We start from the raw sequence: 26,830 nt of genomic DNA on the forward strand, positions 1-26,830 counted from the left end.
TGAAGCATCACAAAGACCGAGGTCCCCATGGCGTTCGCCATCAAGCGCCCACACTTATCGGTTGTTTGGTTGTTAAAGAACCTCAACGACCGGCTTTGCCGTCGTTGCGCTGCGTCGCTGACGTTTCGTCATTCGCTGCAGCAGAGAAACGAGATTATGCAGAGCATTCAGCGTTTCGTCAACAGTTTGCAGAAGATTTTTTTCTCTGCCGGTCAGCGCTGCAAACCCCCGCGCCACTGACCACTGCTGCCCCGTAACCCTTGCCGGTGCTGCGTTTGCAGCGCGGTTTGTGTTGCGAGGGGGCGAATATTAGGCCCGTTTTCCGAGCTTTGCAACACGTATGTCATGCACCGGTGATCAAGATCTTGGCAGGTGCATCACAAGCCATTGATCACAAAGGAAAATCGGGCCGGAAATATTTTCCGGCCCGATCAATAACCCTGAAATTACATCGGGTATTCCCTAGTCCAGGCTTCAACGATTGCGGAAATTGGGTGCGCGTTTCTCCACAAATGCGGCCATCCCTTCCTTCTGGTCCTCCGTTGCGAAGGTCGAGTGGAACAAACGACGCTCGAAACGCACCCCTTCATTCAGAGTTGTCTCATAGGCAGCGTTGATCGACTCCTTGATCATCATGACCACGGGCAGCGAATAACTGGCGATCGTCTCCGCAGCGGCAATGGCTTCGTCCACCAGCTTGTCGGCCGCGACGATTCGGGACACCAGCCCCGCGCGTTCGGCCTCGGCGGCGTCCATCATGCGCGCGGTCAGGCACAGGTCCATCGCCTTTACCTTGGAAACGGCGCGCGGCAACCGCTGCGTGCCGCCGGCGCCGGGCATCGTGCCGAGCTTCACTTCGGGCTGGCCGAACTTGGCGCTGTCGGCTGCGATCACGATGTCGCACATCATCGCCAGTTCGCAGCCGCCGCCCAGGGCATAGCCAGCCACCGCGGCAATCACAGGTTTGCGAATGCGGCGGATGGTTTCCCAGTTGCGTGTGATGTAGTCGCCCTTGTAGACGTCCATATAGGAGTACTTGGCCATCATGCCGATATCCGCGCCGGCTGCGAAAGCCCGCTCGCTGCCCGTAATGACAACGCAGCCGATAGCCTCGTCCTGGTCGAACGCCATCAGCGCCGCGCCCAGTTCGTCCATCAGCGCATCGTTGAGCGCGTTGAGCGCCTTGGGACGGTTGAGCGTCACCAGACCGACGCGGCCGCGCGTCTCCACCAGGATGTTCTCGTACGACATGTCTACTCCTTGCGATAAAAATGCATTCTCTTGTTGTCAGCGGGTGGATACTGGCGCGCTCGTGGCCGGGCGGTCAAGCGTGCCAGGCACGGACCAGGCCCCTTGCGCCCCGTCGTCATCCCGTCTACCATTTGCCGACCGACTGGTCGGTTAATTTAACGGAGCCGCGCGCTATCTACAATGGCGTGCGTTCCATCGTGGCATCAGATCCACTTACCGACCAGGAGAACAACATGGCGCAGGAGACAACAATGCCCCCAACCCATGCGCAGGCACCTGCGCGTGCAAGTCTCGATTCCGGCCCCATCCTGCTGCGCTGGCAGGGCGACGTCGCCGTGATCACGCTGAACCGCCCTGACAAGCTCAACAGCTTCACACGCGACATGCACCGGGCGCTGGTTACCGCGATCGACCATGCCGAAGCGGGCGGCGCCCGCGCGCTGCTGCTGACCGGCGCAGGGCGCGGATTCTGTGCCGGGCAGGACCTGGCCGATCTCGATTTCACCCCCGGCCACGCCACTGACCTCGGCGAACTCATCGATACGTGGTTCAACCCGCTGGTGCGGCGCCTGCAAGCCTTGCCCCTGCCGGTGATCGCCGCAGTCAACGGCACCGCTGCCGGCGCCGGCGCGAACCTGGCGCTCGCCTGCGACATCGTGCTGGCGGCCAGATCGGCCAGCTTTATCCAGGCCTTCGTGAAAATCGGGCTGGTCCCCGATTCTGGCGGCACCTGGCTGCTGCCCAAGCGCCTGGGCATGGCCCGCGCACTGGGTCTGGCGATGACCGGCGACAAGCTCAGCGCCGATGACGCCGAAAAGTGGGGCCTGGTCTGGGAAGTGATGGACGACCCACTGCTGCCCGAGCAGGCGATGGCGCTGGCCACACACCTGGCAGCGCAACCAACGCGCGCGCTGGCGGCGATCAAGCGGTCGATGCATGCCAGCGCCACCAACACCTTCGACGCCCAGCTCGACCTCGAACGAGACCTGCAACACGAACTCGGCAAGTCGCACGACTACAACGAGGGCGTGAACGCGTTCCTCGAAAAGCGCGCGCCCCGCTTCACGGGCGCCTGACCGCATCCCGGAAACCCCAAAGGAGACCCGCTTGAAGCAAGATCCTCAAGCGCTGGCCGAAGCGGCCGCCCACGCCATGTACGAGTCCGACGCCTGCAGCCGCTGGCTCGGCATCGTGCTGGAAGCGGTACGCCCCGGCTATGCCCGCATGTCGATGCCGATCCGTCCCGAATTCCTGAATGGGCACGGCATCTGCCACGGCGGCCTGATGTTCACGCTGGCCGATTCCACGTTCGCATTCGCCTGTAACAGCCACAACATCAACACGGTGGCATCGGGCTGTTCGATCGAGTTCCTGCGGCCCGTGCATGGCGGCGACCTGCTGACCGCGGAAGCGGTGGAACAGGTCCTGTCCGGCCGGCATGGCATCTACGACATCCGCGTGACCAACCGGGCCGGCGAGCCCGTGGCGATGTTCCGCGGCAAGTCGGCCAATATCAAGGGGCACGTCGTGCCACCTCCCGAGGCCTGACACACACTACAAATAACTCGCGCCAACGTAGCGCAGCCCTTCCGAGAACGGAGACAACATGAGTACGCGCCTGACCGATCTGCCCCTGGAGCCGATCGAGACTGCCAGCCGACAGGAGCTCCAGGCCCTGCAGCTTGACCGCCTCAAATGGTCGCTCCGGCATGCCTACGAGCACTCGCCCGTGTACCGGCGCAAGTTCGATGAAGCCGGCGTCCATCCGGACCAGGTGCAGTCGCTGGCCGATCTGGCGCGCTTTCCGTTCACAACCAAGAAGGACCTGCGCGACAACTACCCGTTCGGCATGTTTGCCGTGCCGCAGGACAGGATCGCGCGGATCCACGCTTCCTCAGGCACCACTGGCAAGCCAACGGTGGTCGGCTACACGCTAGGCGACATTGACATCTGGGCCACCGTGATGGCGCGCTCGATCCGTGCGGCTGGGGCGCGGCGTGGCGACAAGGTGCACATCAGCTACGGCTACGGCCTGTTCACGGGCGGACTCGGCGCGCACTACGGCGTCGAGAAGGCCGGCTTGACCGCCATTCCGTTCGGCGGCGGCCAGACCGAGCGGCAGGTGCAACTGATCCAGGATTTCAAACCCGAGATCATCATGGTGACGCCGAGCTACATGCTGGCGATTGCCGACGAACTGGAGCGCCAGGGCATCGACCCCGCCTCCACGTCACTCAGGATCGGCATCTTTGGGGCAGAACCGTGGACGCCGGAAATGCGTCTGGCGATCGAAAAGCGCATGGGCATCTCGGCGGTCGACATCTACGGCCTGTCAGAAGTGATGGGCCCGGGCGTGGCCAATGAATGCGCCGAGACCAAGGATGGCCCGACCATCTGGGAAGACCACTTCTACCCCGAAATCATCGACCCGGATACCGGCGAAGTCCTGCCCGATGGCGCATTTGGCGAACTGGTCTTTACGTCGCTGACCAAGGAAGCGATGCCGGTGATCCGCTATCGCACGCGCGACCTCACGCGGCTGATGCCGGGCACGGCGCGTGCCGCGTTCCGCCGCATGGAGAAGATCACCGGGCGTACCGACGACATGATGATCGTGCGCGGCGTCAACGTGTTCCCTTCGCAGATCGAGGAACTGATCCTCAAGCATGCCGAGCTTGCGCCTCACTATCAGTGTGTGCTGAACAAGGACGGTCCGCTCGACACGCTGACCGTGCGCATCGAATGCGCGCATGGCGCCGATCCGGCCGTCGCACGGCGGGCCGAGTCGACGCTTGCGCACGATATCAAGTCGTATATCGGCGTGACGGCAGCTATCGAGATCCTGCCCGAAGGCGGTGTCGAGCGCTCCGTGGGCAAGGCCCGGCGCATTGTGGATTTGCGGCCGCGCTAGCGCTGTCCCGTCGTGCCGCGACGATCGTCGCGCTTGAATCCAAGCCGCCTGGCCAGCTTGTGCAGATTGCTGGCATCCACGCCAAGCTGCCGCGCGGCCTGGGCCCAGTTGCCGCCTTGCGCCTGCAGCGCCTGTTCGATGCACTGGCGCTGGCAGGCTTCCATGGCCTCTTTCAGCGTGGCGGTTGGTACGGCCAGGAACGGCACCGACTCGCCTGTCGCGTCGGGCGTGACCACCACGCCGTCGAGGTCCAGCAGATCGGCATCGACCGTAATGATGTCCTTGCGGCTGGCACCCCGGCTCAGCAGCTTCAGCGCGGCACGGCTGACCACGTGTTCGAGTTCGCGCACGTTACCGGGCCACGCGTACCGGCGCAATGCATCCTGCGCCGCTGCGGACAGGCGCAGGCTGCGCATCCCCAACCGCGCCCGATTGAGCTCCAGGAAGCGGCCGGCCAGCAGCAGCACATCATTGCCACGCTCGCGCAGCGGCGGAATTGGGATCGGATAGACCGAGAGCCGGTGATACAGGTCGGCCCGGAACGAGCCGTCGCGCACGTGCTCGCGCAAGTTTCGATTCGTAGCGGCGATCACGCGCACATCCACGCGGCGCGGCCGATCCGAACCGAGCCGCTGGATCTCGCCGTTCTGCAGCGTGCGCAGCAGCTTGGCCTGGATTGCCAGCGGCAGCTCGCCCACCTCATCAAGGAACAGCGTGCCGCCGTCGGCGGCCTCGAAGCGACCCGGGCGCTCCCCGGTGGCGCCCGAGAATGCGCCACGCACGTGGCCGAACAGTTCACTTTCGGCCAGCGACTCCGGTAACGCCGCGCAGTTCACGTGAATCAGCGGGCGGTCGCGGCGGCGCGACAGCCTGTGCAACCTGTGCGCAAACAGCTCCTTGCCGACGCCGGTTTCCCCCAGCAGCAGCACCGGCAACTCCGAGTCCGCCACAACCCCGATCTCGTGCAGAAGCTGTGTGATTGCCTCGCTGTCGCCGATGATCTCGCCGTCCTCGCGCGGCGTATCGCCGGCCGGTTCTGCGGCACGCGCCAGGCGCAGTGCGCGGATCTCCGCTTCCAGGCGGGAGGTGCGGATGGACGCCTCGATCAGGGCGGTCAGTTGGCCCAGTTCCGCCTGTGCCGACGCCGTAAACGTGCCAACCTCCAGCGCATCGAGCGTCAGCACGCCCCACGGCTTGCCCTCGCTCTGCAGGCTGATGCCCATGCAGTCGTGCACTGGCAGCGGCTCGCCCACGTGTTCGTCGATCAGGCCGTCGTATGGATCGGGCAGCGCGCTGTCATGGTGAAAGCAGGTCACGCCGCGCCGGGCCAGGATCGCCGCCAGCCGCGGGTGCAGCCCCACGGCGAAGCGGCGCCCCAGCGCATCGCGCACCAGACCATCCACCGCGACCGGGCGCAGGTGGTCCTCCTCCAGCCGCAGCATCGCCACCGCACCGCAACGGAAATGCGAGCGCAGGCTGCCCACCAGCCGCTGCAGCCGTACGGCCTGCGGGAAGTCCGCACAAAGGTCATCGAGAATCAGGTTGCCGATCATGGTCACAAATACCCATCAGGGTTTAATTCACCATAGACAGAGACGGTAAATATTACCCTCAACGATCACACTTCGTTGAATTTTTTGAGTTTTTTATCAGGCACGCGAATCGCATAGGAGGACCGGCAACTATTGAAATATCAAGAAGGAGCGATTCATCGTGGGCCCCTACAAGAAACTATGGTTCTTACTGATCGCCGTGGTGGCGGTCACCTTTTCGCTGCTCGGCTATTACGGCAACGAGGTCTACCGGCAGGCGCCGCCGATACCCGCCAAGGTCATCACGGCGGACGGCGCCACGCTATTCACCGGCGACCAGATCCTGGATGGGCAAACCGCATGGCAGTCGGTCGGCGGCATGCAACTCGGCTCGATCTGGGGGCACGGTGCCTATCAGGCGCCGGACTGGACCGCCGACTGGCTGCACCGCGAGCTGACTGCCTGGCTCGACCTTGCCGCCCATGACCAGTACGGCAAGGCATTCGCGGCGCTGGACGCGCCCGCCCAGGCCGCGCTGCAGGCGCAGCTCAAGGCCGAGTACCGCGGCAACCAGACCGATCCGGCCAGCCATGTGCTGACGGTATCGGCACGGCGCGCGAAGGCCATGGCGACTACTGCCGACTACTATCAACGGCTGTTCTCCGATGCTCCCGAGCTGCACAAGAGCCGCGAGAGCTTTGCGATGAAGGAGAACGCGCTGCCGTCGGCCGAACGGCGCACAAGGCTGACGCAGTTCTTCTTCTGGACAGCCTGGGCAGCCGCCACGGATCGCCCCGGGCACACCGCCACCTACACCAACAACTGGCCGCATGAGCCGCTGATCGGCAACCATCCCACCGCGGAAAACATCGTCTGGTCGATCGCCAGCGTGGTGATCCTGCTTGCGGGCGTGGGCCTGCTGGTATGGGCCTGGGCCTTCCTGCGCGGCAAGGAGGAGGAACTGCCGGCAGCGCCGGCGCGCGACCCGCTGACCACGTTCGCGCTGACCCCGTCGCAACGCGCGCTTGGCAAGTACCTGTTCCTGGTTGTGGCGCTACTGGCGTTCCAGGTCCTGATTGGCGGCTTCACCGCGCACTACACGGTCGAAGGCCAGAAGTTCTACGGCATCGATCTCTCGCAGTGGTTCCCGTACACGCTGACGCGCACCTGGCACATCCAGAGCGCGCTGTTCTGGATCGCCACGGGCTTCCTGGCCGCCGGCCTGTTCCTGGCGCCGCTGATCAACGGCGGCAAGGACCCGAAGTATCAGAAGCTGGGCGTCGACATCCTGTTCTGGGCGCTCGTGGTTGTGGTGGTGGGTTCCTTCACCGGCAACTACCTGGCGATCGCGCAGTTGATGCCGGCCAACCTGAACTTCTGGCTTGGTCACCAGGGCTATGAGTACGTCGATCTGGGCCGTCTCTGGCAGATCGGCAAGTTTGCAGGCATCGTGATCTGGCTAGTGCTGATGATGCGAGGCATCGCGCCCGCGCTGCGCGCACGCGGCAGCGACAAGAACCTGCTCGCGCTGCTGACCTCGTCCGTGGTTGCCATTGGCCTGTTCTACGGCGCTGGCCTGTTCTACGGCGAGCGCACCAGCCTCTCGGTGATGGAGTACTGGCGCTGGTGGGTTGTCCACCTGTGGGTGGAAGGCTTCTTCGAAGTGTTCGCCACCACCGCACTGGCCTTCATCTTCTCCACGCTCGGCCTCGTATCGCGCCCGATGGCTACCACGGCCAGCCTCGCATCGGCCTCGCTGTTCATGCTTGGCGGCATTCCCGGCACGTTCCACCACCTGTACTTTGCCGGCACCACCACGCCGGTGATGGCCGTCGGCGCAAGCTTCAGCGCGCTTGAAGTGGTGCCGCTGATCGTGCTTGGCCACGAAGCCTGGGAAAACTGGCGCCTGAAGGAGCGTGCGCCGTGGATGGCAAATCTGCGCTGGCCGCTGATGTGCTTCACGGCCGTGGCGTTCTGGAACATGCTGGGCGCCGGTGTGTTCGGCTTCATGATCAACCCGCCGATCACGCTGTACTTCGTGCAGGGCCTCAATACCACGGCGGTGCATGCACATGCCGCGCTGTTCGGTGTCTACGGCTTCCTGGCCCTGGGCTTCACGCTGCTGGTGCTGCGCTATATCCGCCCCGACTACGCGCTGAGCCCGCGCCTGATGTCGATCGCATTCTGGGGGCTTAACGGCGGCCTGGTCCTGATGATCTGCACCAGCCTGCTGCCGGTTGGCATCATCCAGTTCATCGCCAGCGCAAGCGAAGGCCTGTGGTACGCACGCAGCGAGGCCTTCATGCAGCAACCGATCCTGCAGACTCTACGCTGGGTGCGTACCTTCGGTGACGTCGTGTTCCTGACCGGTGCGCTGACGTTCGCACTGCAGGTGGTGCTGGGACTGTACGGACGGTCGCCCGCCGGCAAGGTCGCCGAAGGCGTGCTGGTCCGTCAATGACGACGATTCGGGGAGGTCGATGACTTCCCCGATCAGAATGACCGCCGGGCTCGCCAGCCCGGCATCCGCCGCCTCGGCCAGCCTTGCCAGATTTCCTACCCAATGCTTCTCTTCGACACAGCTCGCATGCATCACCACCGCAGCCGGCATATCCGGCTTCATACCGGCCTGCAGCAGTGCATCACGAATCACGGTAATACGGCTCATGCCCATGTAAATGACGAGCGTCGTCCGGCTGCCGACCAATGCCGCCCAGTCAGGGTCGCCATCGTCGCGCGTATGCGCAGTAACAAAGGTCACGCCATGGCAATGCCGGCGATGGGTCAGCGCAATGCCAAGCGCCTGCGCAGCCGCCAGGCCACTGCTGATGCCGTTGACCACCTCCACTTCGATGCCATGCTGACGCAGGAACTCGGCTTCTTCACCGCCGCGGCCAAACAGCAGCGGATCGCCGCCCTTTACGCGCGCCACGCATCGCCCGGCCTGCGCGTGGGCAAGCGCCTGCGCGTGAATGCTTGCCTGGCTCACCGAGCAGCGCCCACCGCGCTTGCCGACTGAAATGAACTGCGTGCCGGGGCTCGCATAACACTGCATGGCGTCCGGCACGAGATCGTCGACAAGCCAGACATCGGCCTGGACCAGCGCCCTGACCGCCTTTACGGTGACAAGCTCCGGATCACCCGGCCCCACACCAACCAGCCAGACCTTTCCCGTCTTCTGCATTTCAGTATCCTCAGTGGCTCGTGCCGGACGAGCGCGTGGTCTTGTTGAACACGTTGTACTTGCCGATTGGCTTGTCCATCGGCAGCCGCTTCACTTCCTTCAGCGTCTCCGCGTCGTAGACGACAATCGCGCCGTCGGCCTCCATCAGGCTCACCAGCGCGTAGCGGCCATCCCGCGTGAACTCCACATGCGCGGCGGTTCGCCCCGGCGACGGCGTGACGCTGCCCACAACGGCCAGCGTCTGCTTGTCGATGACCTGCAGCGTGTCGCGCTTCGGGCTCATCATCGCATCAGCCCATGCATAGGGCGTGGCCTCATGGCTGCGCAGGAAGAAGCCGGGGCCGTTGGTTGGAATGGTCGCCACGGTCTTCCACGTTTGCATGTCGATCACGCTGATGGCGCCCTGCTTCAGGTTCGGGGACGCCATGACTTCACGACCATCCCGGACCCAGGTGATGCCGCTGCCAAGGTGGGGCATGCCGGTCAGCGCGAGATCCGCCACCTTGCGGCCCGCGTCGAGGTCAATCACCTGGCCCGCCGCGCTGCGCGACGCGCCGAGAATATGGCGATATGACTGGTCGAAGAAGAAGTCATCGAGCACATCGGTAAGCCCGATCACGCGCGGCGTGAACGCGGTCTTGCCGGCGTAGGGAATCTCCCAAACCTCGGGGATGTCGCGCAGCGCGGCAATAAATGCCCTGCGTGGCGCGGCATCGTAGACCGCGGAAACGCGGGAAGACTTGCCGTCTGCGCCGGTGACCGGATAGACACGTTCGAGCGACAGGTCGCCAGCGCGCAGCAGCACCAGTGTCTGCGGCAAGGTGTTGCCGACCGTCACCCACTCGCCATCGTCACTGACCGCGAGGTTGCGTGTATTGAGGCCGGCGCGAATCTCGGCCACGAGCGTCAGGTTCCACAGGTCGTACTTGCTAACCCACCCATCGCGGCTTGCCATGAATACATAGCGCCCGTCTCGGCTGAACTTTGGTCCCCCGTGCAGCGCGAATCGGCTGCGGAACCGATGAATGGGTTCAAGCTTGTCGCCATCGAGCACGGTGACATGGTGCGTCCCGGACTCGACCACCAGAAACAGATTGGATGGGTCGGCGCTAAAAACCGGGCGATCCGCCAGCGTGCCCGGTGCGTGGTAGATAACGCGCGACGCGCGAATATCCGCTTGCTCCCAGCGTGGCGTTCCGGCGGGTGCGGTACGCAGCCAGCCGGCCAACTGGTCCAGCGTGGCATCGCCAAGCTCGCCGGCAAAGCCCTGCATCTGCGTGGCGGGCCGGCCATTGCGCAGTACGTCGAGCAATGCATCGGGCCGCAGCCGCTCCAGGCTCTCGGGCAGCAGTGCCGGACCCATGGCGCCGAAGCGGTCGGCTCCGTGGCATGCCGCGCAATGGCTGCGATACACGCTGGCCGGGTCCATCGGCGTCCCGGCACTGGCCGCCAGCGAAACGAACAGGGATGCCCAGAAAATCATGCGCTTCATGCCATTGCCTCCTCCGGCTGTGCGCCAATCTCCGCGTCGGAGAGGTAGCAGCCTGGGTCCTCGGCCCATGGATTGCCGCTGACGGCATAGGCCCGTGCGCGCGTGTTGCCGTTGCAGATATCGCGATGCAGACACCCGGCGCATCTTCCTTCCAGCGGCCGGGGGCTGGCGGCAAGGCCGCGCATCAGTGGGTGGCTGCGATCGGCCCAGATCTCGCCGAACGGACGTTCGCGCACATTGCCGAGCGATAGCTGCCACCACATCGTGTCCGGATGGACGTTGCCGAGATTGTCGATATTGGCCACGCCCACTCCCGTGGCATTGCCGCCCCAGTTGGCCAGCCGCTCGCGCATGTCGCCAAGCCTCTCCGGCCAGCGCCGCGCAATCCAGTACAGCAGATACACGCCGTCGGCATCGTTGTTGCCGGTGACAAAGTCACCGGCCCGGCCCTGCTGGGCGCGCGCCCAGACATGATCGAACAGCCATTCGACCGCGGCGCGCGTACCCGCATGGCGCGCATCGGCATCGCGATGATTGCGGCCACGGCCTGCGTAGTTGAAGTGGGACAGATAGAACTTGTCGATGCCCTCGGCCTCGGCCAAGGCGACCACGGCCGGCAGTTCGGCGGCATTGGCTTCAGTCAGCGTCATGCGCACACCTACGCGCAGGCCGGCATCGCGTGCCGTGCGCAACCCGGCAATCGCCTGCGAAAACGCGCCTTGCGCTCGGCGGAAGCGGTCGTGCGTTGCTTCGATGCCGTCCAGGCTGACGCCGACATAGTCGAAGCCGGCCGCCGCCAGCCGCGCGGCATGCGCCGCATCGAGCAGCGTGCCGTTCGAGGACAGCGAAAGATGAAACCCGAGTTGGCGAGCACGCGCCGCGATTTCGTACAGATCGGGCCGCAGCAGCGGCTCGCCGCCGGACAGGATCAGCGCCGGCACGTGTGCCGCTTTGAGCTGGTCGAGCACGGCCATCGCTTCGCCGGTCGATAGCTCACCCTTGAAGTCCGTATCGGCCGATGTCGAGTAACAGTGTTTGCAGTTGAGATTGCAGCGCCGTACCAGATTCCAGATCACAACGGGGCCGCGGGCACGGCGTGACGGGGGAACCGCTCCCCCGTCGCGTAATGCCTCCATGAAACGGGAGAGTCGGAACATAGTTCAGAGGCTAGGTCAGAAGCTGAGTCAGAGGCTGAGTCAGAGGCAAAGTCAGAGGCTGAGTACCCACTTGGCCAGCGCGCCTGCATCAGCCTCGCTGACCGGGTTAGGCGGCATCGGAATCGGCCCCCACTTTCCGCTACTGCCTTTCACGATGCTCTGCGACAGTTGCGCCGGAGCCGCCTTGTCAGTCTTGTACTTAGCGGCGATGTCCTTGAAGGCCGGGCCCACCAGCTTCTTGTCCACGCTGTGGCACGCCATGCAGTTCTTGCTGGTGGCAAGTTCCTGGCTGGCGTGCGCGGCAACCGGCAGCGCGGCGGCAAGCGCCACGGCGGCGATGAGTCTTGATGGATGCATGCGTTGCTCCTTCGTCCTGGTTAGTACACGTCGTGCTGCGTGTTATGTGCGTTGAACTTGCCCGTTGGCGTAATCAGGCGCGGGTCCTTGATCACGGTCTTGAGCTTGCGCGTCTTGTCGTCAACAACAACCAGCGCCGACTCACCGTCCTTGGTGCCCCAGACGGAGAACCAGACTTCGTCGCCGGCCTGGTTGTACTCGGCCTGCACAACACGCTTCGCGCCTTCACCCTTCAGATTGGCCCATTCGGCGATCGGCAGGACTTCATAGCCGTCCGCGAGCCGCTGCGTATTGAATACGGCCACGCTCTGGTTCAGCTTTGCATCGGGATTCAGCGGCGTATCGACCCACAGGTTGTGGGACTTCGGGTTGGTCTTGATGAAGAGCGAACCGCCGCCCTGGCCCTTGAGCGTTTCCACCACCTTCCATGCCTGCGCCTTGTGATGGACCGGGTCGGTGCCGATCAGGCTGATGGTTTCGTCGCCGAGATGGCTCGTGGCCCAGACCGGGCCGAACTTTGGATGCACGAAGTTGGCGCCGCGCCCCGGGTGCGGGGTCTTACCGACATCGACCAGCGCAGCCAGCTTGTCTTCCTTGGTATCGACCACGGCAATCTTGTTCGATGCATTGGCCGCAACCAGGAAGTAGCGCCCGGTGGAATCGAAGCCGCCGTCATGCAGGAACTTCGCAGAATCGATGGTGGTGGTCTTGAGGTTGCGCAGGTCCGAGTAATCGACCATCAGGATCTTGCCGGTCTCCTTGGCATTGATGACGAACTCGGGACGGAAGTGGCTGGCCACGATCGACGCGACACGCGGCTCCGGGTGGTACTCGTTGTCGACGGTCATGCCGCGCGTGGACACCACCTTGAGCGGTTTGAGCGTGTCGCCTTCCATGATCACGTACTGCGGCGGCCAGTACGAACCAGCCACGGCGTACTTGTCCTCGAAGCCCTTGTATTTCGAAGTCTCCACCGAACGCGCTTCCAGCCCTATCTTCACCTCGGCCACGTTGTCGGGCTTGGGCAGCCACAGGTCGATCAGGTTCAGGCGCGCGTCCCGGCCGATCACGTACAGGTAGCGGCCGGACGCCGACATGCGCGAGATATGCACCGCGTAGCCGGTCTTGACGATATTGATGATCTGCTTGGTGTCACCGTCGATCAGCGCCACCTCGCCGGAATCGCGCAGCGTTACCGAGAACAGGTTCTCAAGGTTGTAGCTGTTCATCTTGCGCGTTGGCCGCTTGGCCACGGGCACGATGTCCTTGCGCGATTTCTCGATATCGGCCAGCGAGAACTCGGGCGGTGTCGGCGGGTCGAGCTGGATGTAGCGCGCCATCAGGTCGACCTCGGCATCGGAGAGGTCTCCCGACGTGCCCCAGTTGGGCATGCCCGCCGGGCTGCCGTACTTGATGAAGGTCTTCAGGTATTCGGTGCCACGTGCGCGCGTGATGTCAGGCGTCAGCGGCTTGCCCGTGGCGCCCTTGCGCAGCACGCCGTGGCAGCCTGCGCAACGTTCAAAGTAGATCTGGCGAGCGTGGTCGAACTCTTCGGCGCTCAGCTTCGGCACGGGATTCTGGGGCGACGCCTGTGGCGAAGCAGTGTCCGCGTGGCCCTGGGCGCTCCAGAGGAAAAGCGGCATGGCCGCGAGCGCGGGGAACATCCATGATTTCGCTTTCATGATTTTTCATTAGCGAGTGGGGAATGCTGTGCGGCGCGCCGCGCATGAAGCGCGGCGCACGACAGATGCGCCCATCATGGAGAAGAAGAACCGCGTGGCACTTGACACGAGTCAACGCCAAAGAAAGTGCCATGAAAGCCCCTACGCGGCATCGGGACTTTCGCGCGATCGGCCGGGCTTGCGTTGACGCCCGCCGACAGAAACGTCTCAGCTACGCGGCATCAACTGCGCGGCATCAGGACCCACATCCTGCCGCCCTGCTTCATGCGGCCGGCCGTTTCTCCGGCTGCATCGCCCGCGCCCCAGAAGAAGTCTGCGCGCACGCCGCCCTTGATGGCCGAGCCGGTGTCCTGCGCGAACATCAGGCGCTGGATCGGTTCGGTCGACAGCGGACGCGTGGTCGACAGGAATACCGGCACGCCGAGCGGAATCGTTGCCGGATCGACCGCAATCGATCGTTCCGCGGTCAGCGGCACGCCCAGTGCCCCGACCGGGCCGTCATTGGTGGGCGGCAGTTCGCGGAAGAACACGAAGCGGGGATTGACGTTGAGCATTTCGTCCACGCGGCCAGGATTGGCCCGCGCCCATGCCTTGATGCCCTGCATGGTGGCCTGGGCCGGCGTGATCTCGCCCCGGTCGAGCAGCCATTTGCCGAACGAGCGGAATGGCTGGTCGTTGGTGCCGCCAAACCCGACGCGCATCATCGTGCCATCGGCCATGCGGATACGGCCCGAGCCCTGGATCTGCAGGAACGCGGCCTCCACGGGGTCATCCACCCAGGCCAGCTCGTTGCCGCGCAGCGCCGGGTTCTGCAGCAGCTCGGCGCGCGGCGGCAGTGCGCCCCGGCCAAGTTGCGGCGGGCGGCGGTACAGCGGAACCTGGTACGCGCCCTGACGCGTGCGCGAACCATGCAGGATCGGCTCGTAATAGCCGGTGATCAGGCCGTTGTCCGTGCCATCGACGTTGACCACGCGGTACGGCTGGAAATTGGTCTCGAAGTAGGTGCGCATCGCGTCGAGGTCGCCGGCGTCGACCATCAGGCCCATCGCGCAGACGCGGTTCCACTCCGGACGCTTCTTCAGCGCCTGGCAGCTAGCCTGCAGCGCCGGCCATGCGCCGCGCACATCGTCCTGGGTCCAGCCGCCGATATCGGCCCAGCTTGCGGGCTGCAGACGGCCTGCTGCCGCGCCCCCTGACGGCGCGGTGCCGCCCGGTGCGCCGCCCGGGCCTTCGATGCGCGGCGGCGGCCCGCTCATGCATCCGGCCAACAGCGCGGCGGCGCCTGCCAGTGCGAGCCAGCCACGCCACGGAGTGTTGCTTGACGACGCGCCGGGGGCGCGCAGGGAATACTGATTTGCCATCTTGTTCGTTCTTCGCAGGCGGGGGCCGTGGGTTGACGATCCACGGCACCGCGCATGACCTAGCATGTCCTACAATCACAACCCAATCCGCCGACTGCCCCCATAAAGGCCGTTTCAAAATGATTCTGGCGTCGTTGCGGGGCCTTGCCGTACCACTTGTACTGTCTGCGGCCCCGCGCCTAGCCAGAACCGCTTCGCTTCATTTTGAAACAACCTCTTAGAGATAGATGAGCCAGTTCTTCGAAAACCACCCCACCCTGCTGCTTGCGGCCGAAGCCGGCGTGGCGCTGTTGCTGCTGATTTTCATCGTGGTCTGGACGATGAGCACGGCCAAGAAGAATCCGCGCCCCACGCGCGCGCCGAAGGACCACCCGTCGCGCACCGGCCAGGCATCGCAAGATCCAGACCGCAATCCGGACGCTTAGGTTCCAGCCCGGCTGCCGCTCAATGCAGCATGCGCGGCAGCACGAGCGCGAATTCGGGAATCGGCACCTCGAAGCGGTGGCCGTCCTCGGCCACGCAGAAATAGTCGCCCTTCATCGACCCCACCGGGGTCGAGATGGTTGCCCAGCTGGAATACTCGAAGTGCTCACCCGGCTTTAGCAGCGGCTGGTGGCCGACCACGCCGAGCCCGGACACTTCCTGCGTGGAGTTGTCGCTGTCGGTGATGATCCAGTGGCGCGAGATCAGCTGCGCGGCCACTTCGCCGGTGTTGTGGATGGTGATGGTGTAGGCAAACGCATAGCGTCCGCGATCAGGGTCCGACTGGTCGGGCATGTACTGCGTGCGCACGGCCACGGAAAATGCGTACTCGCTCATGGGTAGACAAATGAGGATGGTCGGCAGGCCGCGTGGCGGCCGGGTGTTGCGCATTGTGCGGCAAGGCCCGGGCAGCGGCAAGCGGGCCGTCCGGCCGGCAGCCCGGGCCCAGACGGCCCGAGGGGCGTAAAATACCGCCCATTCCGCTTTCAGCCCGCCCGAAAACCATGAGCAGCCCCACTTTCCGCATTGCGCCATCCATCCTGTCCGCCGACTTCGCCCGCCTGGGAGAGGAAGTACGCCGCGTCACCGAGGCCGGCGCCGACTGGATCCACTTTGACGTAATGGACAACCATTACGTGCCCAACCTGACCATTGGGCCGATGGTCTGCGAGGCGATCCGCCCGCACGTCACCGCCCCGATCGACGTGCACCTGATGGTGCGCCCGGTAGACCGCATCATCCCGGACTTTGCCAAGGCTGGCGCCAATATCATCACGTTCCACCCGGAAGCCAGCGACCACGTCGACCGCTCGCTCGCGCTGATCCGCGACAACGGCTGCCAGGCCGGCCTGGTGTTCAACCCGGCCACGCCGCTTCATTACCTGGACCACGTGATGGACCGCCTGGACGTGATCCTGCTGATGTCCGTGAACCCGGGCTTCGGCGGCCAGTCGTTCATCCCCGAGACGCTGAACAAGCTGCGCGCCGTGCGCCAGCGCATCGACGCCTACACGGCGCGCACGGGCCGCCAGATCCTGCTGGAGGTGGACGGCGGCGTGAAGGTGGACAACATCGCCGAAATCGCCGCCGCTGGCGCCGATACGTTCGTGGCGGGCTCGGCCGTGTTCGGCAAGCCGGACGCCGATGGCGGCTACAAGGGCATCATCGGCGCGCTGCGTGCCGAGCTGGCCAAGGTTGCCTGACGGGCGGGATTGACGCGCATGAGCCAAGAAATCCTGCGCCGCACGGACTGGAGCGGCATCCAGGCGGTGATCGTCGATCTCGACGGCACCATGGTGGACACGGCCGGCGATTTTCACGCCTCGGTCAACGCGATGCTGCTGGCCCTGGTGCACCAGCACCCGAACCTGGGCCCGGTGGCACCGATGTCCGAGCAGGAGATCGTCAGCTTCGTCGGCAAGGGATCGGAAAACCTGATCCGCCGCGTGCTGGATGCGCGCTTCTCGCCACTGCACGCCAATGGCCTGTTCGCCGATGCCTACGCGTTGTATGACCGCGAGTACGTGCGCATCAACGGCCAGTATTCGAACGTCTACCCGAACGTGCGGGAAGGCCTGGCCGCGCTGCGGGGAATGGGCCTGCGCATGGCCTGTGTGACGAACAAGCCCTGGAACTTCACCGAGCCGCTGCTGGCCAAGACCGGCCTGGCCCAGTACTTCGACCTGGTCTACGGTGGCGACACATTCGCGCTGCGCAAGCCAGATCCGTATCCGCTGCTCAAAGTGGCCGAGGTTTTCCATCTCGATCCGGCGGCGGTACTGGCCATCGGCGACTCCGAAAACGATGCGCAGGCCGCACGCGCGGCGGGCATGGGCGTGCTGTTGATGCCCTATGGCTACAACCATGGCAACCCTGTACAAGCCGTCGACGCCGATGGTATAGTCGGCGACATTGCCCGCGTGGCGGCGCTTCTTGGCGCACATCGGGCAACTCACCGCTAAACCCGGCTGAAACCATTCAATGTTCCTCAACCGCAAACGCAACTTTCTTGGCAGTGATCGGCAGGCTTGGCCCTGGCGTCGCTGGCGCGCCTCTGAACAGGCGTAAAGTGCGTTCGCGAGTTTCCTGACGGGCTTGCCGGGACATCCCTGACTTTCGCAGTCTGCTGCGGATTCCCCCCAAGCTCCGCCGGCCCGGTCCCCGATACCCTGACGACCGGCCTCCCCGGCAGATCCTTCCGCCAGCGCCGTAGCCCGGTTGTCTGTGTGCTACGGTTAGCTCATGAACGCGCCGCACGCCACCCCCTCGGCCGTGTGTGCGCTTCGCGTTCAGTCGTGTGCAGCACGGTCCGCCCCCGGGGCGGGTTGCCGCAACTTCTCCAGCCCTCCCCTGCCGACGACACATACGGCGCCGCCTGAACCGACCATCATGGCGGGCGCTGCAAGAAGAGGATCGACATGACCGAACTGGAATTCAAATCGCTGGCCGACCAGGGATACAACCGCATTCCGATCATCGCCGAGGCGCTGGCCGACCTGGAAACCCCGCTGTCGCTGTACCTGAAGCTGGCCCAGTCGCAAACGCGCGGCGTGAATACGTTCCTGCTGGAATCGGTGGTTGGCGGCGAGCGCTTCGGCCGCTACTCGTTCATTGGCCTGCACGCCCGCACGCTGCTGCGCGCGTACGGCAATCGTGCCGAAGTGGTCACCGACGGCAAGGTCGTGGAAACGCACGAGGGCAACCCGCTCGACTTCATCGCCGAATTCGAGAAGCGCTTCAAGGTGGCGCTGCGCCCCGGCCTGCCGCGCTTCTGCGGCGGCCTGGCCGGCTACTTCGGCTATGACGCCGTGCGCTATATCGAAAAGAAGCTGGCCGACAAGCAGATGCCCGACGACCTCGGCCTGCCCGATATCCAGTTGCTGCTGTGCGAAGAACTGGCCGTGATCGACAACCTGTCCGGCAAGCTCTACCTGATCGTCTACGCCGACCCGACACTCCCCGAAGCGTACCCCCGCGCCCGTCAGCGCCTGCGCGAACTGCGCATGAAGCTGCGCCAGCCGGTGGACGTGCCGGTGACGAGCCCGTCCGTGCAGACCGAGGTCTATCGCGAATTCGCCAAGGCCGACTACCTGACCGCAGTGCACAAGGCCAAGGAATACATCATGGCCGGCGACATGATGCAGGTGCAGATCGGCCAGCGCCTGGTGAAGCCGTATCGCGACTCGCCGCTGTCGCTGTATCGCGCGCTGCGTTCGCTGAATCCGTCGCCATACATGTACTTCTACAACTTTGGCGATTTCCAGGTGGTGGGTGCGTCGCCCGAGATCCTCGTGCGCCAGGAGACCCGCAAGGTCGGCGGCACGCAGGCGAACGGCGATACTGAAAATGCCCGAATCGTCACGATCCGCCCGCTGGCCGGCACCCGCCCGCGCGGCAGCACGCCCGAGCGCGACGCCCAGCTTGCCACCGAACTGCTCAACGATCCGAAGGAGATTGCCGAGCACGTGATGCTGATCGATCTGGCACGCAACGACATCGGCCGCATCGCGGAAACGGGTTCGGTCAAGGTCACCGACAAGATGGTGATCGAGAAGTACTCGCACGTGCAGCACATCGTCAGTTCCGTGGAAGGCACGCTGCGCGACGGCATGAGCAACCTCGACGTGCTGCGCGCCACGTTCCCGGCCGGCACGCTGTCCGGCGCGCCGAAGGTGCGTGCGATGGAGATCATCGACGAACTGGAGCCGCGCAAGCGTGGCATCTACGGTGGCGCGGTGGGCTACCTGTCGTTCGGCGGCGAGATGGATCTGGCCATCGCCATCCGCACCGGCGTGATCAAGGACGGCAATCTCTATGTGCAGGCTGCTGCCGGCATTGTGGCGGACTCGGACCCCGAAGCCGAATGGAGGGAAACCGAGGCGAAGGCGCGCGCCGTGATCCGCGCCGCCGAACAGGTCCAGGACGGTCTGGACGCCGACCTCTGAGCCCCCGGGAGAGATGACATGCTGCTGATGATCGACAACTACGACTCGTTCACCTACAACCTCGTGCAGTATTTCGGCGAACTCGGCGCCGATGTGCGGACCTACCGCAACGACGAGATCACGATCGAGGAAATCGAAGCGCTCAAGCCGGACCATATCTGCGTCTCGCCGGGGCCGTGCAGCCCGCGCGAGGCTGGCATCTCGGTTGCCGTGCTGCAACACTTCGCGGGCAAGATCCCGCTGCTGGGCGTATGCCTTGGCCATCAGGCCATTGGCGAGGCGTTCGGCGGCAAGGTGATCCGCGCCAAGCATGTGATGCACGGCAAGGTCAGCACGATCGAGACCACGCAGGAAGGCGTGTTCGAGGGACTGCCGAAGCACTTCGACGTGACGCGCTATCATTCGCTGGCCATCGAGCGCGAAACGCTGCCCGATTGCCTGGCTGTGACCGCCTGGACGCCGGACGGCGAGATCATGGGCGTGCGCCACAAGACGCTGGCCGTCGAGGGCGTGCAGTTCCACCCGGAATCGATCCTGTCCGAACACGGCCACGCGCTGCTGGCCAACTTCATCAAGGCGCCGAGATGAGGCGCACCGACTTTTCCGCCTTCGCCGCCCACACTTTCCACGAATCCGCCATGTCCATCACGCCGCAGGAAGCGCTGACGCGCTGCATCGAACACCGCGAGATCTTTCATGACGAGATGCTGCACCTGATGCGGCAGATCATGCAGGGCCAGATCTCCCCCGTGATGGCCGCGGCCATCCTGACCGGCCTGCGCGTCAAGAAGGAGACGATCGGCGAGATCTCGGCGGCGGCACAGGTCATGCGCGAGTTCGCCAATCATGTGACGGTCAAGGACCGCGAGAACTTTGTCGACATCGTCGGCACCGGCGGCGACGGCTCGCACACGTTCAACATCTCCACGGCGTCGATGTTCGTGGCAGCCGCCGCTGGCGCAAAGATCGCCAAGCACGGCAATCGCGGCGTGTCGTCGAAGTCTGGCAGCGCCGATGTGCTGGAAGCGCTCGGCGTGAACATCATGCTGACCCCGGACCAGGTGGGCCAGTGCATCGAGGAAACCGGCATCGGTTTCATGTTCGCCCCGACCCATCACCCGGCCATGAAGAACGTGGCGCCGATCCGCAAGGAAATGGGCGTTCGCACGATCTTCAACATCCTCGGCCCCCTGACCAATCCGGCCGATGCGCCTAACATCCTGATGGGTGTGTTCCATCCGGACCTCGTTGGCATCCAGGTACGCGTGATGCAGCGCCTGGGCGCGAAGCACGCGATCGTGGTCTATGGCAAGGACGGCATGGACGAGGTCTCGCTTGGCGCGGCAACGCTGGTCGGAGAACTCAAGGACGGCGAAGTGCGCGAGTACGAGATCCATCCGGAAGACTTCGGCCTGTCGATGATCTCGAACCGCGGGCTCAAGGTGGCCGACGCGATGGAATCGAAGGAAATGTTGCTGGAAGCGCTGGGCGACGTGCCCGGCACCCCGCGCGAGATCGTGTCGTTGAACGCCGGTACCGCGCTCTATGCGGCCAATGTGGCCAGTTCGATCGAGGATGGCATCCGCCGCGCGCGGGAGGCCATCGCCAGTGGCGCCGCGCGCGAGAAGCTCGACCAGTTCGTGCGTGCCACGCAGCAATTCAAGTGAGTCGCCATGTCATCCAAATCCGACATCCTGGAAAAGATCCTGGCCGTAAAGGCCGATGAAGTGGCCGCCGCGCGCAAGAAGCGCGAGATGCCAAGCCTGCGCGCCGAGGCCGAAAGCCTTCGCCACGAAAACGGCATGGCCCCGCGAGGCTTCGAACGCGCGCTGCGCGACAAGATCGCGTCCGGCAACGCCGGCGTGATTGCCGAGGTCAAGAAGGCGTCGCCGTCGAAGGGTGTGCTGCGCGAGCACTTCGTGCCGGAAGCCATCGCGGAGAGCTACGCCGCCCACGGCGCTGCCTGCCTGTCCGTGCTGACCGACGTGAACTTCTTCCAGGGCCACGCCGACTACCTGAAACGCGCGCGCGGCGCCTGCCCGGTGCCGGTGCTGCGCAAGGACTTCATGGTGGACCTGTATCAGGTCTATGAAGCCCGCACCTGGGGCGCCGACTGCATCCTGCTGATCGTCGCCGCGCTCGACCACGGCCTGATGGCCGAACTCGAAGCGTGCGCGCACGAGATCGGCATGGACGTGCTCGTTGAAGTGCATGGCGACGACGAACTCGATGCCGCACTGAAGCTCAAGACACCGTTGGTGGGTGTGAACAACCGCAACCTGCGCACGTTCGATGTCTCGCTGGACAACACGCTGAACCTGCTGCCGCACATGCCGGCCGACCGCCTGGTGGTGACCGAGTCCGGCATCCTGGGCCAGGCCGACGTCAAGCGCATGCGTGACGCCAACGTCAACGCGTTCCTGGTTGGCGAAGCGTTCATGCGCGCACCGGAACCCGGTGTGGAACTGGCACGCCTGTTCTCCTGATGGCACGCGAGATCGAACTGAAACTGGCCGTGCCCGACGCCGCGCTCGCGGCGGTGGCGGCATGGCTCGATGCCAACGGCCAGCCGTGTGGCGAAGTGACGCTGCTGAACGTTTACCTCGATACGCCCGCCCGCGATCTTGCTCAGGCCCGCGCCGCGCTGCGCCTGCGCAAGAAGGGCGAGCAGTGGCTGCAGACGCTGAAGACCGCCGGCCATAGCGCTGGCGGCCTGGCTGCCCGGCACGAATGGGAAACCGCCGTTGCCGGCGAAGCGATCGACCTCACGCGTTTTTCCGACGAAGCGCGCACCGTGCTGGCGCCGCTGGCAGACCGGCTGGCGCCGGTGTTCCGGACCGACTTCGTCCGCCGCACTTGGATCGTCGAGCAGGATGGCGAACGTATCGAAGCGGCGCTCGATAGCGGGACGATCAGCGCTCCCGGCACGTCTCGGACCGAGCATATCCAGGAACTCGAACTGGAATGGCTCCACCGCGAAGGTGCGGACGACAGCCATGCCGAAACCGCGTTGCGCGCGTTCGCGCTTCGCCTCGCCCACGTCGCCCCGTTGACGCCGTCCGATCTCAGCAAGGCCGCACGCGGCTACCGTCTCTCCAGCAAATCCTGATGCAAGCCGCCCTGTTCGCCCCCGACACCCCGCACAACGCCCCAAACACCGCCCACGCAACGCCATCGATCGACTGCCTGCAGGACCAGGTGGATGCCCTGCCCGCCGGCTGGCGCGCGCTGCTTGAGCCGTGCGTGGGCAATGCCGAATGGGCATCGCTGCGCAGGTTTGTCGACGAGGAGCGCGCCGCAGGCAAGCCGGTCTTTCCGCACGCGGTCTTTCATGCGTTGCACCTGACGCCGCCCGAAGCGGTCAAGGTCGTGATCCTCGGCCAGGACCCGTATCACGGTACCGGCGTGGTCGGCGGCGTGGAGATTCCGCAGGCGCACGGGCTGGCCTTTTCCGTGCCCGAGGGCGTCAAGGTGCCGCCGAGCCTGCGCAACATCTTCAAGGAAATCGCCGCCGAGTACGGCGTGGAGCCGACGCGCGCGTCCGGCAACCTGGAAGGCTGGGCGCGTCAGGGCGTGCTGCTGCTGAATACCGTGCTGACCGTGGAGCAGGGCCAGGCCGCCAGCCATGCGCGGCGCGGCTGGGAAGCGGTGACCGACTGCCTGATCCATGCGCTGGCCGCCGCGCGCCCGAATCTCGTGTTCCTGCTCTGGGGCAGCCATGCACAGGCCAAACGCGCACTGCTCGATGGCCAGACCCACTGCGTGCTGGAAGCGCCGCATCCGTCGCCGCTGTCGGCACATCGCGGCTTCCTGGGGTGCGGCCATTTCCGCCAGGCCAACGACTGGCTCCAGCGCCATGGCCGTGGCGGCATCGACTGGCTGGCAACCTGACGCGTCAGACCGTGGGAAGCCAGCCGAATCCCTCAAACGACTGGACTTCCACCGTGACCACCTCCACGCAGATCACCCGGGCCCCGGGCGGGCCGGCAGCCATCCACAGGCGCAACGCATCCAGTTTCTCGATGGGCCCGCTGGCCACCACCTCGACGGTGCCGTCCACCCGGTTCCGGACCCAGCCGCCCAGTCCCAGCGTCGTCGCCTGCGCAGCACATGCGGCGCGATAGCCCACCCCCTGAACGCGGCCATGGGCGAACAATTGCCAAGTTTCGAAGGCTGAGGTCATTGGAACTCCAGATTTGTCACATCCTTTGTCTTCGAGACTAGGTAAACTCCCTACGCTTCTCAGGCGTTAGCTCGTCAGCATACGACGCCTTTGCCCAACACTGCCATGCCCCAGTTCCTGCCCCGCGCGCGCGGAAGACGGGAGCGAAATCAGGCCTACCGATGCCACCGACGCAAGACAACCAATCCACACCCGGCTACGTCGGCCCGCTGCTGACCGCGCCGCCAAACCGCTTCGACTTCGCGCTGCTGCCGATCATCCTCGCGGTCATCGTCATCGTGGCCTTTGCCGCGCGGCAGATGAATGTGCCTTATCAGCCTGGCGACGCGATGACCGTCCAGCTCGATATCGCCACACTGCCGTATTACCTGATGCGTACCAGCATCCGCATGATCGCGGCACTGGGCGCCTCGCTGCTGTTCTCGTTCACGTTCGCGGCAATCGCCTCGCGCAATCGCACCGCCGAAAAAGTGATGGTTCCGGCGCTCGACATTTTGCAGTCGATCCCGGTGCTCGGTTTCCTGTCTATCACGGTCACCGGCTTCATCGCGCTGTTCCCCGGCAGCCTGGTTGGTGTGGAATGCGCGGCGATCTTCGCGATCTTCACCTCGCAGGCCTGGAACATGGCCTTCAGCCTGTACCAGTCGTTCCGCACGATTCCGGGTGACCTGGTGGAAGCCGCCGCGATGTTCCGGCTTTCGCCGTGGCAGCGCTTCTGGCGGCTTGAAGTGCCGTTCGCCATGCCGGGCTTGCTCTGGAACATGATGATGTCGATGTCCGGCGGCTGGTTCTTCGTCGTCGCATCGGAAGCCATCTCGGTTTCCGGTCATGACATCCGCCTGCCCGGCATTGGCTCGTATATCGCGCTGGCGATCCAGCAACAGAACCTGCCCGCGATCGGCTGGGCCATCGTTGCGATGCTGGTCGGCATCCTGATCTACGACCAGTTCCTGTTCCGCCCGCTGGTGGCCTGGGCCGACCGATTCCGCTTCGAGACGCTTGCGCAGGACACCGTGCCGCAATCGTGGCTGCTGGACCTGCTGCGCCGGTCCGCCTGGGTCCATGCGCTGCTCAAATGGACCGCCAGCGTTGGCGGCCACACGCTGGCGTGGAGCGCGCGCCATCGCAACATGGTGACGCTGCCGGCCGCGCCGGCGCGCTGGAGCCCGTGGCTCGACCGTGCGCGCGATGCGCTGATCATCCTGGTTGCGCTGGCCGCGCTCTATCGCGTGATTCACTTCGTCCACAGCGAGGTGGGCTGGGGCGAGGCCGCGCATGTGGTCTGGCTCGGCGTGCTGACAATGACCCGCGTGATCGTGCTGATCGCGCTGGCCGCGCTGATCTGGGTACCGATCGGCATCCGCATCGGCCTGAACCCGTCGGTGGCGCGTATTGCGCAGCCGATCGCCCAGTTCCTGGCCGCATTCCCGGCGAACCTGATGTTCCCGCTGGCCGTGATGGCAATCGTCAAATTCGGGCTCAACCCCGAAATCTGGCTCAGCCCGCTGATGATCTTCGGCACGCAGTGGTACATCCTTTTCAACGTCGTGGCCGGAGCCTCCGGGATTCCCACCGAGCTGCGGCTCGCGGCACGCAACTTCGGACTCAAGGGCTGGCTGTTGTGGCGCCGCTTCCTGGTGCCTGCCGTGTTCCCGAGCCTGCTGACCGGCCTTGTCACGGCGGCGGGCGGTTCATGGAATGCGAGTATCGTGTCGGAATATGTGACCTGGGGTGACCGCACGCTCGTGGCCACCGGCCTGGGCAGCTACATCGCCGAAATGACCTCGCGCGGCGATTTCCCGCGCATCGCACTTGGCATCGGCGTCATGGCGCTGTTCGTGGTCGGCTTCAACCGGCTGCTCTGGAACCGCCTCTACGATCTCGCGCAGCAGCGCACCCGTCTCTGAGACATACACGATGGCACTGCACGACAATCCATCCCAACTGGCCCAATCCGTCATCGAACTGCATGGCGTGGGCAAAGTCTTCCGCACCGCCGACCACACCGATCGCGCCGTGCTGGAGGGCGTGAACCTGACACTGCGCGAAGGCGAGATCGTCGCCATGCTTGGCAAGTCGGGCTCGGGCAAATCCACGCTGCTGCGGATCATGGCCGGCCTGGTCGGCGCGGACCGTGGCGAGGTACGCTTCCGCGGCCAGAAATTGACGGGCACCGCCGAAGGCATCGCGATGGTGTTTCAGTCGTTCGCACTGTTTCCGTGGCTGACCGTGCAACAGAACGTCGAGATCGGCCTGGAGGCGCAAGGCGTACCGAAGACCGAGCGTGCGCGCCGTGCCGAAGCGGCGATCGACATGATCGGCCTCTCTGGCTTCAACAGCGCGTTGCCCCGCGAACTGTCGGGCGGCATGCGCCAGCGCGTGGGCATCGCCCGGGCGCTCGTGACGCAGCCGGACCTGCTGCTGATGGACGAGGCATTCTCCGCGCTCGACGTGCTGACCGGCGAGACGCTGCGCGATGAAATGCTCGACCTGTGGGAATCTGGCCGCGCCAATATCAAGAGCATCCTGATCGTCTCGCACAACATCGAGGAAGCGGTGATGATGGCCGACCGGATCGTGATCCTGTCGAGCGACCCGGGGCGCGTGCGCGCGGAAGTACGCGTGCCGTTCGCGCGCCCGCGCAACCGAGACAGCGCCCAGGTGCGCGGCCTGATCGACGAGGTCTATGCGCTGATGACCTCCCCGGCCGCACTCGGCCCGCGCGTGGCAGCCATGGCCGCCGCGCAGCAGATTGGCTACCGCCTGCCGGAAGCAGACATCAGCCAGATGGAAGCCATCATCGACCTGCTGCACGAGTCGCCATTCTTCGGCCGCGCCGACCTGCCGCACCTGGCCAACGACGCCGGGCTGACCGACGACGAACTGCTGCCGGCCTGCGAGGCGATGCAATTGCTTGGACTGGCGACGATCGAGCGCGGCGACATCACGTCGACCGCGCTAGGCCGCAGCTACTACGAAACCGAACCGCCCGAACGCAAGGTGGTGTTCGGCAAGCAGTTGCTGAGCCACGTGGCACTGGCCTCGCATATCCGGCGCGAACTGGAAGCAAACGAGGGCGGCGAGGTAGGCGAGGAAGCGATCCTGCGCGAAATGGAGGCGTACCTGAAACCCGAGGAAGCCCGGCGCGTGCTGACCATCGCGATCGACTGGGGCCGTTACGGCGAGGTCTACGGATACTCGTTCAACAGCGGCGTGTTCACGCTGCCGGACGTCGAGGAAACGGAAACGACCGGAAAGGCGTAGCAGGGTCTTCTTCTCCCCTCTCCCACGAC

At 64.9% G+C, this 26,830-nt stretch carries 25 protein-coding genes and 1 pseudogene; 16 read left to right on the forward strand and 10 right to left on the reverse strand.

The features are described 5' to 3' along the window. Window positions 1-27 precede the first annotated feature (27 nt). Window positions 28-240, forward strand: a complete 213-nt coding sequence (locus tag B552_RS0111135; protein WP_026035549.1) for a hypothetical protein — start codon at window positions 28-30, stop codon at window positions 238-240. A gap of 234 nt (window positions 241-474) precedes the next feature. Here B552_RS0111135 and B552_RS0111140 read toward each other — a convergent pair whose 3' ends face one another. Beyond that, window positions 475-1,251, reverse strand: coding sequence for an enoyl-CoA hydratase (locus B552_RS0111140; protein WP_019449100.1), 777 nt, complete (start codon window positions 1,249-1,251; stop codon window positions 475-477). A gap of 233 nt (window positions 1,252-1,484) precedes the next feature. On the opposite strand from B552_RS0111140, the gene paaG reads away from it, so the two are divergent. Genes paaG through paaK form a run of 3 tightly spaced genes read left to right on the forward strand, consistent with a single transcriptional unit; the run spans window position 1,485 to window position 4,162 of the window. After that, window positions 1,485-2,327: a 2-(1,2-epoxy-1,2-dihydrophenyl)acetyl-CoA isomerase PaaG gene (gene paaG / locus B552_RS0111145; RefSeq protein WP_019449101.1), complete on the forward strand. Its 843-nt coding sequence runs from the start codon at window positions 1,485-1,487 to the stop codon at window positions 2,325-2,327. 31 nt (window positions 2,328-2,358) lie between these two features. After that, the gene (paaI, locus tag B552_RS0111150; protein WP_019449102.1) at window positions 2,359-2,799 is read left to right on the forward strand and encodes a hydroxyphenylacetyl-CoA thioesterase PaaI; all 441 of its coding nucleotides are present in this window, start codon (window positions 2,359-2,361) and stop codon (window positions 2,797-2,799) included. A gap of 58 nt (window positions 2,800-2,857) precedes the next feature. Continuing rightward, window positions 2,858-4,162 carry a phenylacetate--CoA ligase PaaK gene (gene paaK, locus B552_RS0111155; protein WP_019449103.1) on the forward strand — a complete coding sequence of 435 codons (1,305 nt, stop codon included), beginning with the start codon at window positions 2,858-2,860 and terminating at the stop codon, window positions 4,160-4,162. Here the strand turns inward: paaK and norR are convergent. After that, window positions 4,159-5,715 carry a nitric oxide reductase transcriptional regulator NorR gene (gene norR, locus B552_RS0111160; RefSeq protein WP_019449104.1) on the reverse strand — a complete coding sequence of 519 codons (1,557 nt, stop codon included), beginning with the start codon at window positions 5,713-5,715 and terminating at the stop codon, window positions 4,159-4,161. The genes paaK and norR overlap by 4 nt on opposite strands. A gap of 160 nt (window positions 5,716-5,875) precedes the next feature. Between norR and B552_RS0111165 the strand changes: the two genes are divergently transcribed. After that, complete coding sequence (locus B552_RS0111165; RefSeq protein ID WP_019449105.1) at window positions 5,876-8,155, forward strand: nitric-oxide reductase large subunit; 2,280 nt, start codon at window positions 5,876-5,878, stop codon at window positions 8,153-8,155. A gap of 18 nt (window positions 8,156-8,173) precedes the next feature. Here B552_RS0111165 and cobA read toward each other — a convergent pair. From cobA to B552_RS0111195, 6 genes and pseudogenes are all read right to left on the reverse strand, one after another. Further along, a pseudogene (cobA, locus tag B552_RS28395) lies at window positions 8,174-8,878 on the reverse strand (uroporphyrinogen-III C-methyltransferase); the annotation flags it as partial. A 10-nt stretch (window positions 8,879-8,888) separates the two neighbouring features. Then, on the reverse strand, window positions 8,889-10,361 hold the full coding sequence (locus tag B552_RS0111175; protein WP_237718191.1) for a nitrite reductase: 1,473 nt from the start codon (window positions 10,359-10,361) through the stop codon (window positions 8,889-8,891). A gap of 5 nt (window positions 10,362-10,366) precedes the next feature. Beyond that, on the reverse strand, window positions 10,367-11,527 hold the full coding sequence (gene nirJ, locus B552_RS0111180) for a heme d1 biosynthesis radical SAM protein NirJ (RefSeq protein ID WP_026035552.1): 1,161 nt from the start codon (window positions 11,525-11,527) through the stop codon (window positions 10,367-10,369). 51 nt (window positions 11,528-11,578) lie between these two features. Further along, the gene (locus tag B552_RS0111185; protein WP_019449109.1) at window positions 11,579-11,884 is read right to left on the reverse strand and encodes a c-type cytochrome; all 306 of its coding nucleotides are present in this window, start codon (window positions 11,882-11,884) and stop codon (window positions 11,579-11,581) included. Window positions 11,885-11,904: 20 nt separating this feature from the next. After that, window positions 11,905-13,566, reverse strand: coding sequence for a nitrite reductase (locus tag B552_RS0111190; RefSeq protein WP_026035553.1), 1,662 nt, complete (start codon window positions 13,564-13,566; stop codon window positions 11,905-11,907). A 221-nt stretch (window positions 13,567-13,787) separates the two neighbouring features. Next, a complete protein-coding gene (locus B552_RS0111195; RefSeq protein WP_019449111.1) occupies window positions 13,788-14,927 on the reverse strand; it encodes an MltA domain-containing protein in 1,140 nt (379 codons plus the stop codon). A gap of 227 nt (window positions 14,928-15,154) precedes the next feature. On the opposite strand from B552_RS0111195, the gene B552_RS0111200 reads away from it, so the two are divergent. Next, window positions 15,155-15,352: a hypothetical protein gene (locus B552_RS0111200; RefSeq protein WP_019449112.1), complete on the forward strand. Its 198-nt coding sequence runs from the start codon at window positions 15,155-15,157 to the stop codon at window positions 15,350-15,352. Window positions 15,353-15,371: 19 nt separating this feature from the next. Here B552_RS0111200 and apaG read toward each other — a convergent pair whose 3' ends face one another. Further along, the gene (apaG, locus tag B552_RS0111205; protein WP_008647582.1) at window positions 15,372-15,746 is read right to left on the reverse strand and encodes a Co2+/Mg2+ efflux protein ApaG; all 375 of its coding nucleotides are present in this window, start codon (window positions 15,744-15,746) and stop codon (window positions 15,372-15,374) included. 167 nt (window positions 15,747-15,913) lie between these two features. Between apaG and rpe the strand changes: the two genes are divergently transcribed. From rpe to B552_RS0111245, 8 genes are all read left to right on the forward strand, one after another. Continuing rightward, a complete protein-coding gene (gene rpe / locus B552_RS0111210) occupies window positions 15,914-16,612 on the forward strand; it encodes a ribulose-phosphate 3-epimerase (protein ID WP_019449113.1) in 699 nt (232 codons plus the stop codon). Window positions 16,613-16,630: 18 nt separating this feature from the next. After that, the gene (gene gph / locus B552_RS0111215) at window positions 16,631-17,371 is read left to right on the forward strand and encodes a phosphoglycolate phosphatase (RefSeq protein WP_019449114.1); all 741 of its coding nucleotides are present in this window, start codon (window positions 16,631-16,633) and stop codon (window positions 17,369-17,371) included. Window positions 17,372-17,827: 456 nt separating this feature from the next. Further along, window positions 17,828-19,354, forward strand: a complete 1,527-nt coding sequence (gene trpE / locus B552_RS0111220; protein WP_019449115.1) for an anthranilate synthase component I — start codon at window positions 17,828-17,830, stop codon at window positions 19,352-19,354. A gap of 18 nt (window positions 19,355-19,372) precedes the next feature. Continuing rightward, entirely contained in the window at window positions 19,373-19,942 is a 570-nt protein-coding gene (locus B552_RS0111225; RefSeq protein WP_019449116.1) for an aminodeoxychorismate/anthranilate synthase component II, read from the forward strand. A gap of 50 nt (window positions 19,943-19,992) precedes the next feature. Further along, complete coding sequence (gene trpD / locus B552_RS0111230; RefSeq protein ID WP_026035554.1) at window positions 19,993-21,021, forward strand: anthranilate phosphoribosyltransferase; 1,029 nt, start codon at window positions 19,993-19,995, stop codon at window positions 21,019-21,021. 6 nt (window positions 21,022-21,027) lie between these two features. Then, complete coding sequence (trpC, locus tag B552_RS0111235; protein ID WP_019449118.1) at window positions 21,028-21,840, forward strand: indole-3-glycerol phosphate synthase TrpC; 813 nt, start codon at window positions 21,028-21,030, stop codon at window positions 21,838-21,840. Further along, on the forward strand, window positions 21,840-22,463 hold the full coding sequence (locus B552_RS0111240) for a CYTH domain-containing protein (RefSeq protein ID WP_019449119.1): 624 nt from the start codon (window positions 21,840-21,842) through the stop codon (window positions 22,461-22,463). The genes trpC and B552_RS0111240 overlap by 1 nt, the downstream gene beginning before the upstream one ends. After that, window positions 22,463-23,245: a uracil-DNA glycosylase gene (locus B552_RS0111245; protein ID WP_019449120.1), complete on the forward strand. Its 783-nt coding sequence runs from the start codon at window positions 22,463-22,465 to the stop codon at window positions 23,243-23,245. The genes B552_RS0111240 and B552_RS0111245 overlap by 1 nt, the downstream gene beginning before the upstream one ends. 4 nt (window positions 23,246-23,249) lie before the next feature. On the opposite strand, the gene B552_RS0111250 is transcribed toward B552_RS0111245, so the two are convergent. Beyond that, on the reverse strand, window positions 23,250-23,537 hold the full coding sequence (locus tag B552_RS0111250) for an acylphosphatase (RefSeq protein WP_019449121.1): 288 nt from the start codon (window positions 23,535-23,537) through the stop codon (window positions 23,250-23,252). A gap of 161 nt (window positions 23,538-23,698) precedes the next feature. Here B552_RS0111250 and B552_RS0111255 point away from each other — a divergent pair, with 161 nt between their 5' ends. Both B552_RS0111255 and B552_RS0111260 read left to right on the forward strand, forming a co-directional pair. Next, window positions 23,699-25,444: an ABC transporter permease subunit gene (locus tag B552_RS0111255; RefSeq protein ID WP_019449122.1), complete on the forward strand. Its 1,746-nt coding sequence runs from the start codon at window positions 23,699-23,701 to the stop codon at window positions 25,442-25,444. A 10-nt stretch (window positions 25,445-25,454) separates the two neighbouring features. Continuing rightward, a complete protein-coding gene (locus B552_RS0111260) occupies window positions 25,455-26,801 on the forward strand; it encodes an AAA-associated domain-containing protein (protein WP_019449123.1) in 1,347 nt (448 codons plus the stop codon). The last annotated feature ends 29 nt before the right edge of the window (window positions 26,802-26,830 follow it).

The organism is Cupriavidus sp. BIS7 (assembly GCF_000292345.1).
Classification (GTDB): domain Bacteria; phylum Pseudomonadota; class Gammaproteobacteria; order Burkholderiales; family Burkholderiaceae; genus Cupriavidus.

What these genes read in the sequence shown, in the direction of transcription:
- B552_RS0111245 (WP_019449120.1), top strand. Translation starts at nt 22,463, where the DNA reads ATGCAAGCCGCCCTGTTCGCCCCCGACACCCCGCACAACGCCCCAAAC.
- rpe (WP_019449113.1), top strand. Translation starts at nt 15,914, where the DNA reads ATGAGCAGCCCCACTTTCCGCATTGCGCCATCCATCCTGTCCGCCGAC.
- apaG (WP_008647582.1), bottom strand. Translation starts at nt 15,746, where the DNA reads ATGAGCGAGTACGCATTTTCCGTGGCCGTGCGCACGCAGTACATGCCC.
- norR (WP_019449104.1), bottom strand. Translation starts at nt 5,715, where the DNA reads ATGATCGGCAACCTGATTCTCGATGACCTTTGTGCGGACTTCCCGCAG.
- gph (WP_019449114.1), top strand. Translation starts at nt 16,631, where the DNA reads ATGAGCCAAGAAATCCTGCGCCGCACGGACTGGAGCGGCATCCAGGCG.
- B552_RS0111190 (WP_026035553.1), bottom strand. Translation starts at nt 13,566, where the DNA reads ATGAAAGCGAAATCATGGATGTTCCCCGCGCTCGCGGCCATGCCGCTT.
- B552_RS0111250 (WP_019449121.1), bottom strand. Translation starts at nt 23,537, where the DNA reads ATGACCTCAGCCTTCGAAACTTGGCAATTGTTCGCCCATGGCCGCGTT.
- B552_RS0111240 (WP_019449119.1), top strand. Translation starts at nt 21,840, where the DNA reads ATGGCACGCGAGATCGAACTGAAACTGGCCGTGCCCGACGCCGCGCTC.
- trpC (WP_019449118.1), top strand. Translation starts at nt 21,028, where the DNA reads ATGTCATCCAAATCCGACATCCTGGAAAAGATCCTGGCCGTAAAGGCC.
- B552_RS0111255 (WP_019449122.1), top strand. Translation starts at nt 23,699, where the DNA reads ATGCCACCGACGCAAGACAACCAATCCACACCCGGCTACGTCGGCCCG.
- nirJ (WP_026035552.1), bottom strand. Translation starts at nt 11,527, where the DNA reads ATGTTCCGACTCTCCCGTTTCATGGAGGCATTACGCGACGGGGGAGCG.
- B552_RS0111260 (WP_019449123.1), top strand. Translation starts at nt 25,455, where the DNA reads ATGGCACTGCACGACAATCCATCCCAACTGGCCCAATCCGTCATCGAA.
- B552_RS0111225 (WP_019449116.1), top strand. Translation starts at nt 19,373, where the DNA reads ATGCTGCTGATGATCGACAACTACGACTCGTTCACCTACAACCTCGTG.
- B552_RS0111135 (WP_026035549.1), top strand. Translation starts at nt 28, where the DNA reads ATGGCGTTCGCCATCAAGCGCCCACACTTATCGGTTGTTTGGTTGTTA.
- trpD (WP_026035554.1), top strand. Translation starts at nt 19,993, where the DNA reads ATGTCCATCACGCCGCAGGAAGCGCTGACGCGCTGCATCGAACACCGC.
- paaG (WP_019449101.1), top strand. Translation starts at nt 1,485, where the DNA reads ATGGCGCAGGAGACAACAATGCCCCCAACCCATGCGCAGGCACCTGCG.
- B552_RS0111185 (WP_019449109.1), bottom strand. Translation starts at nt 11,884, where the DNA reads ATGCATCCATCAAGACTCATCGCCGCCGTGGCGCTTGCCGCCGCGCTG.
- paaK (WP_019449103.1), top strand. Translation starts at nt 2,858, where the DNA reads ATGAGTACGCGCCTGACCGATCTGCCCCTGGAGCCGATCGAGACTGCC.
- B552_RS0111195 (WP_019449111.1), bottom strand. Translation starts at nt 14,927, where the DNA reads ATGGCAAATCAGTATTCCCTGCGCGCCCCCGGCGCGTCGTCAAGCAAC.
- B552_RS0111140 (WP_019449100.1), bottom strand. Translation starts at nt 1,251, where the DNA reads ATGTCGTACGAGAACATCCTGGTGGAGACGCGCGGCCGCGTCGGTCTG.
- trpE (WP_019449115.1), top strand. Translation starts at nt 17,828, where the DNA reads ATGACCGAACTGGAATTCAAATCGCTGGCCGACCAGGGATACAACCGC.
- B552_RS0111175 (WP_237718191.1), bottom strand. Translation starts at nt 10,361, where the DNA reads ATGATTTTCTGGGCATCCCTGTTCGTTTCGCTGGCGGCCAGTGCCGGG.
- B552_RS0111200 (WP_019449112.1), top strand. Translation starts at nt 15,155, where the DNA reads ATGAGCCAGTTCTTCGAAAACCACCCCACCCTGCTGCTTGCGGCCGAA.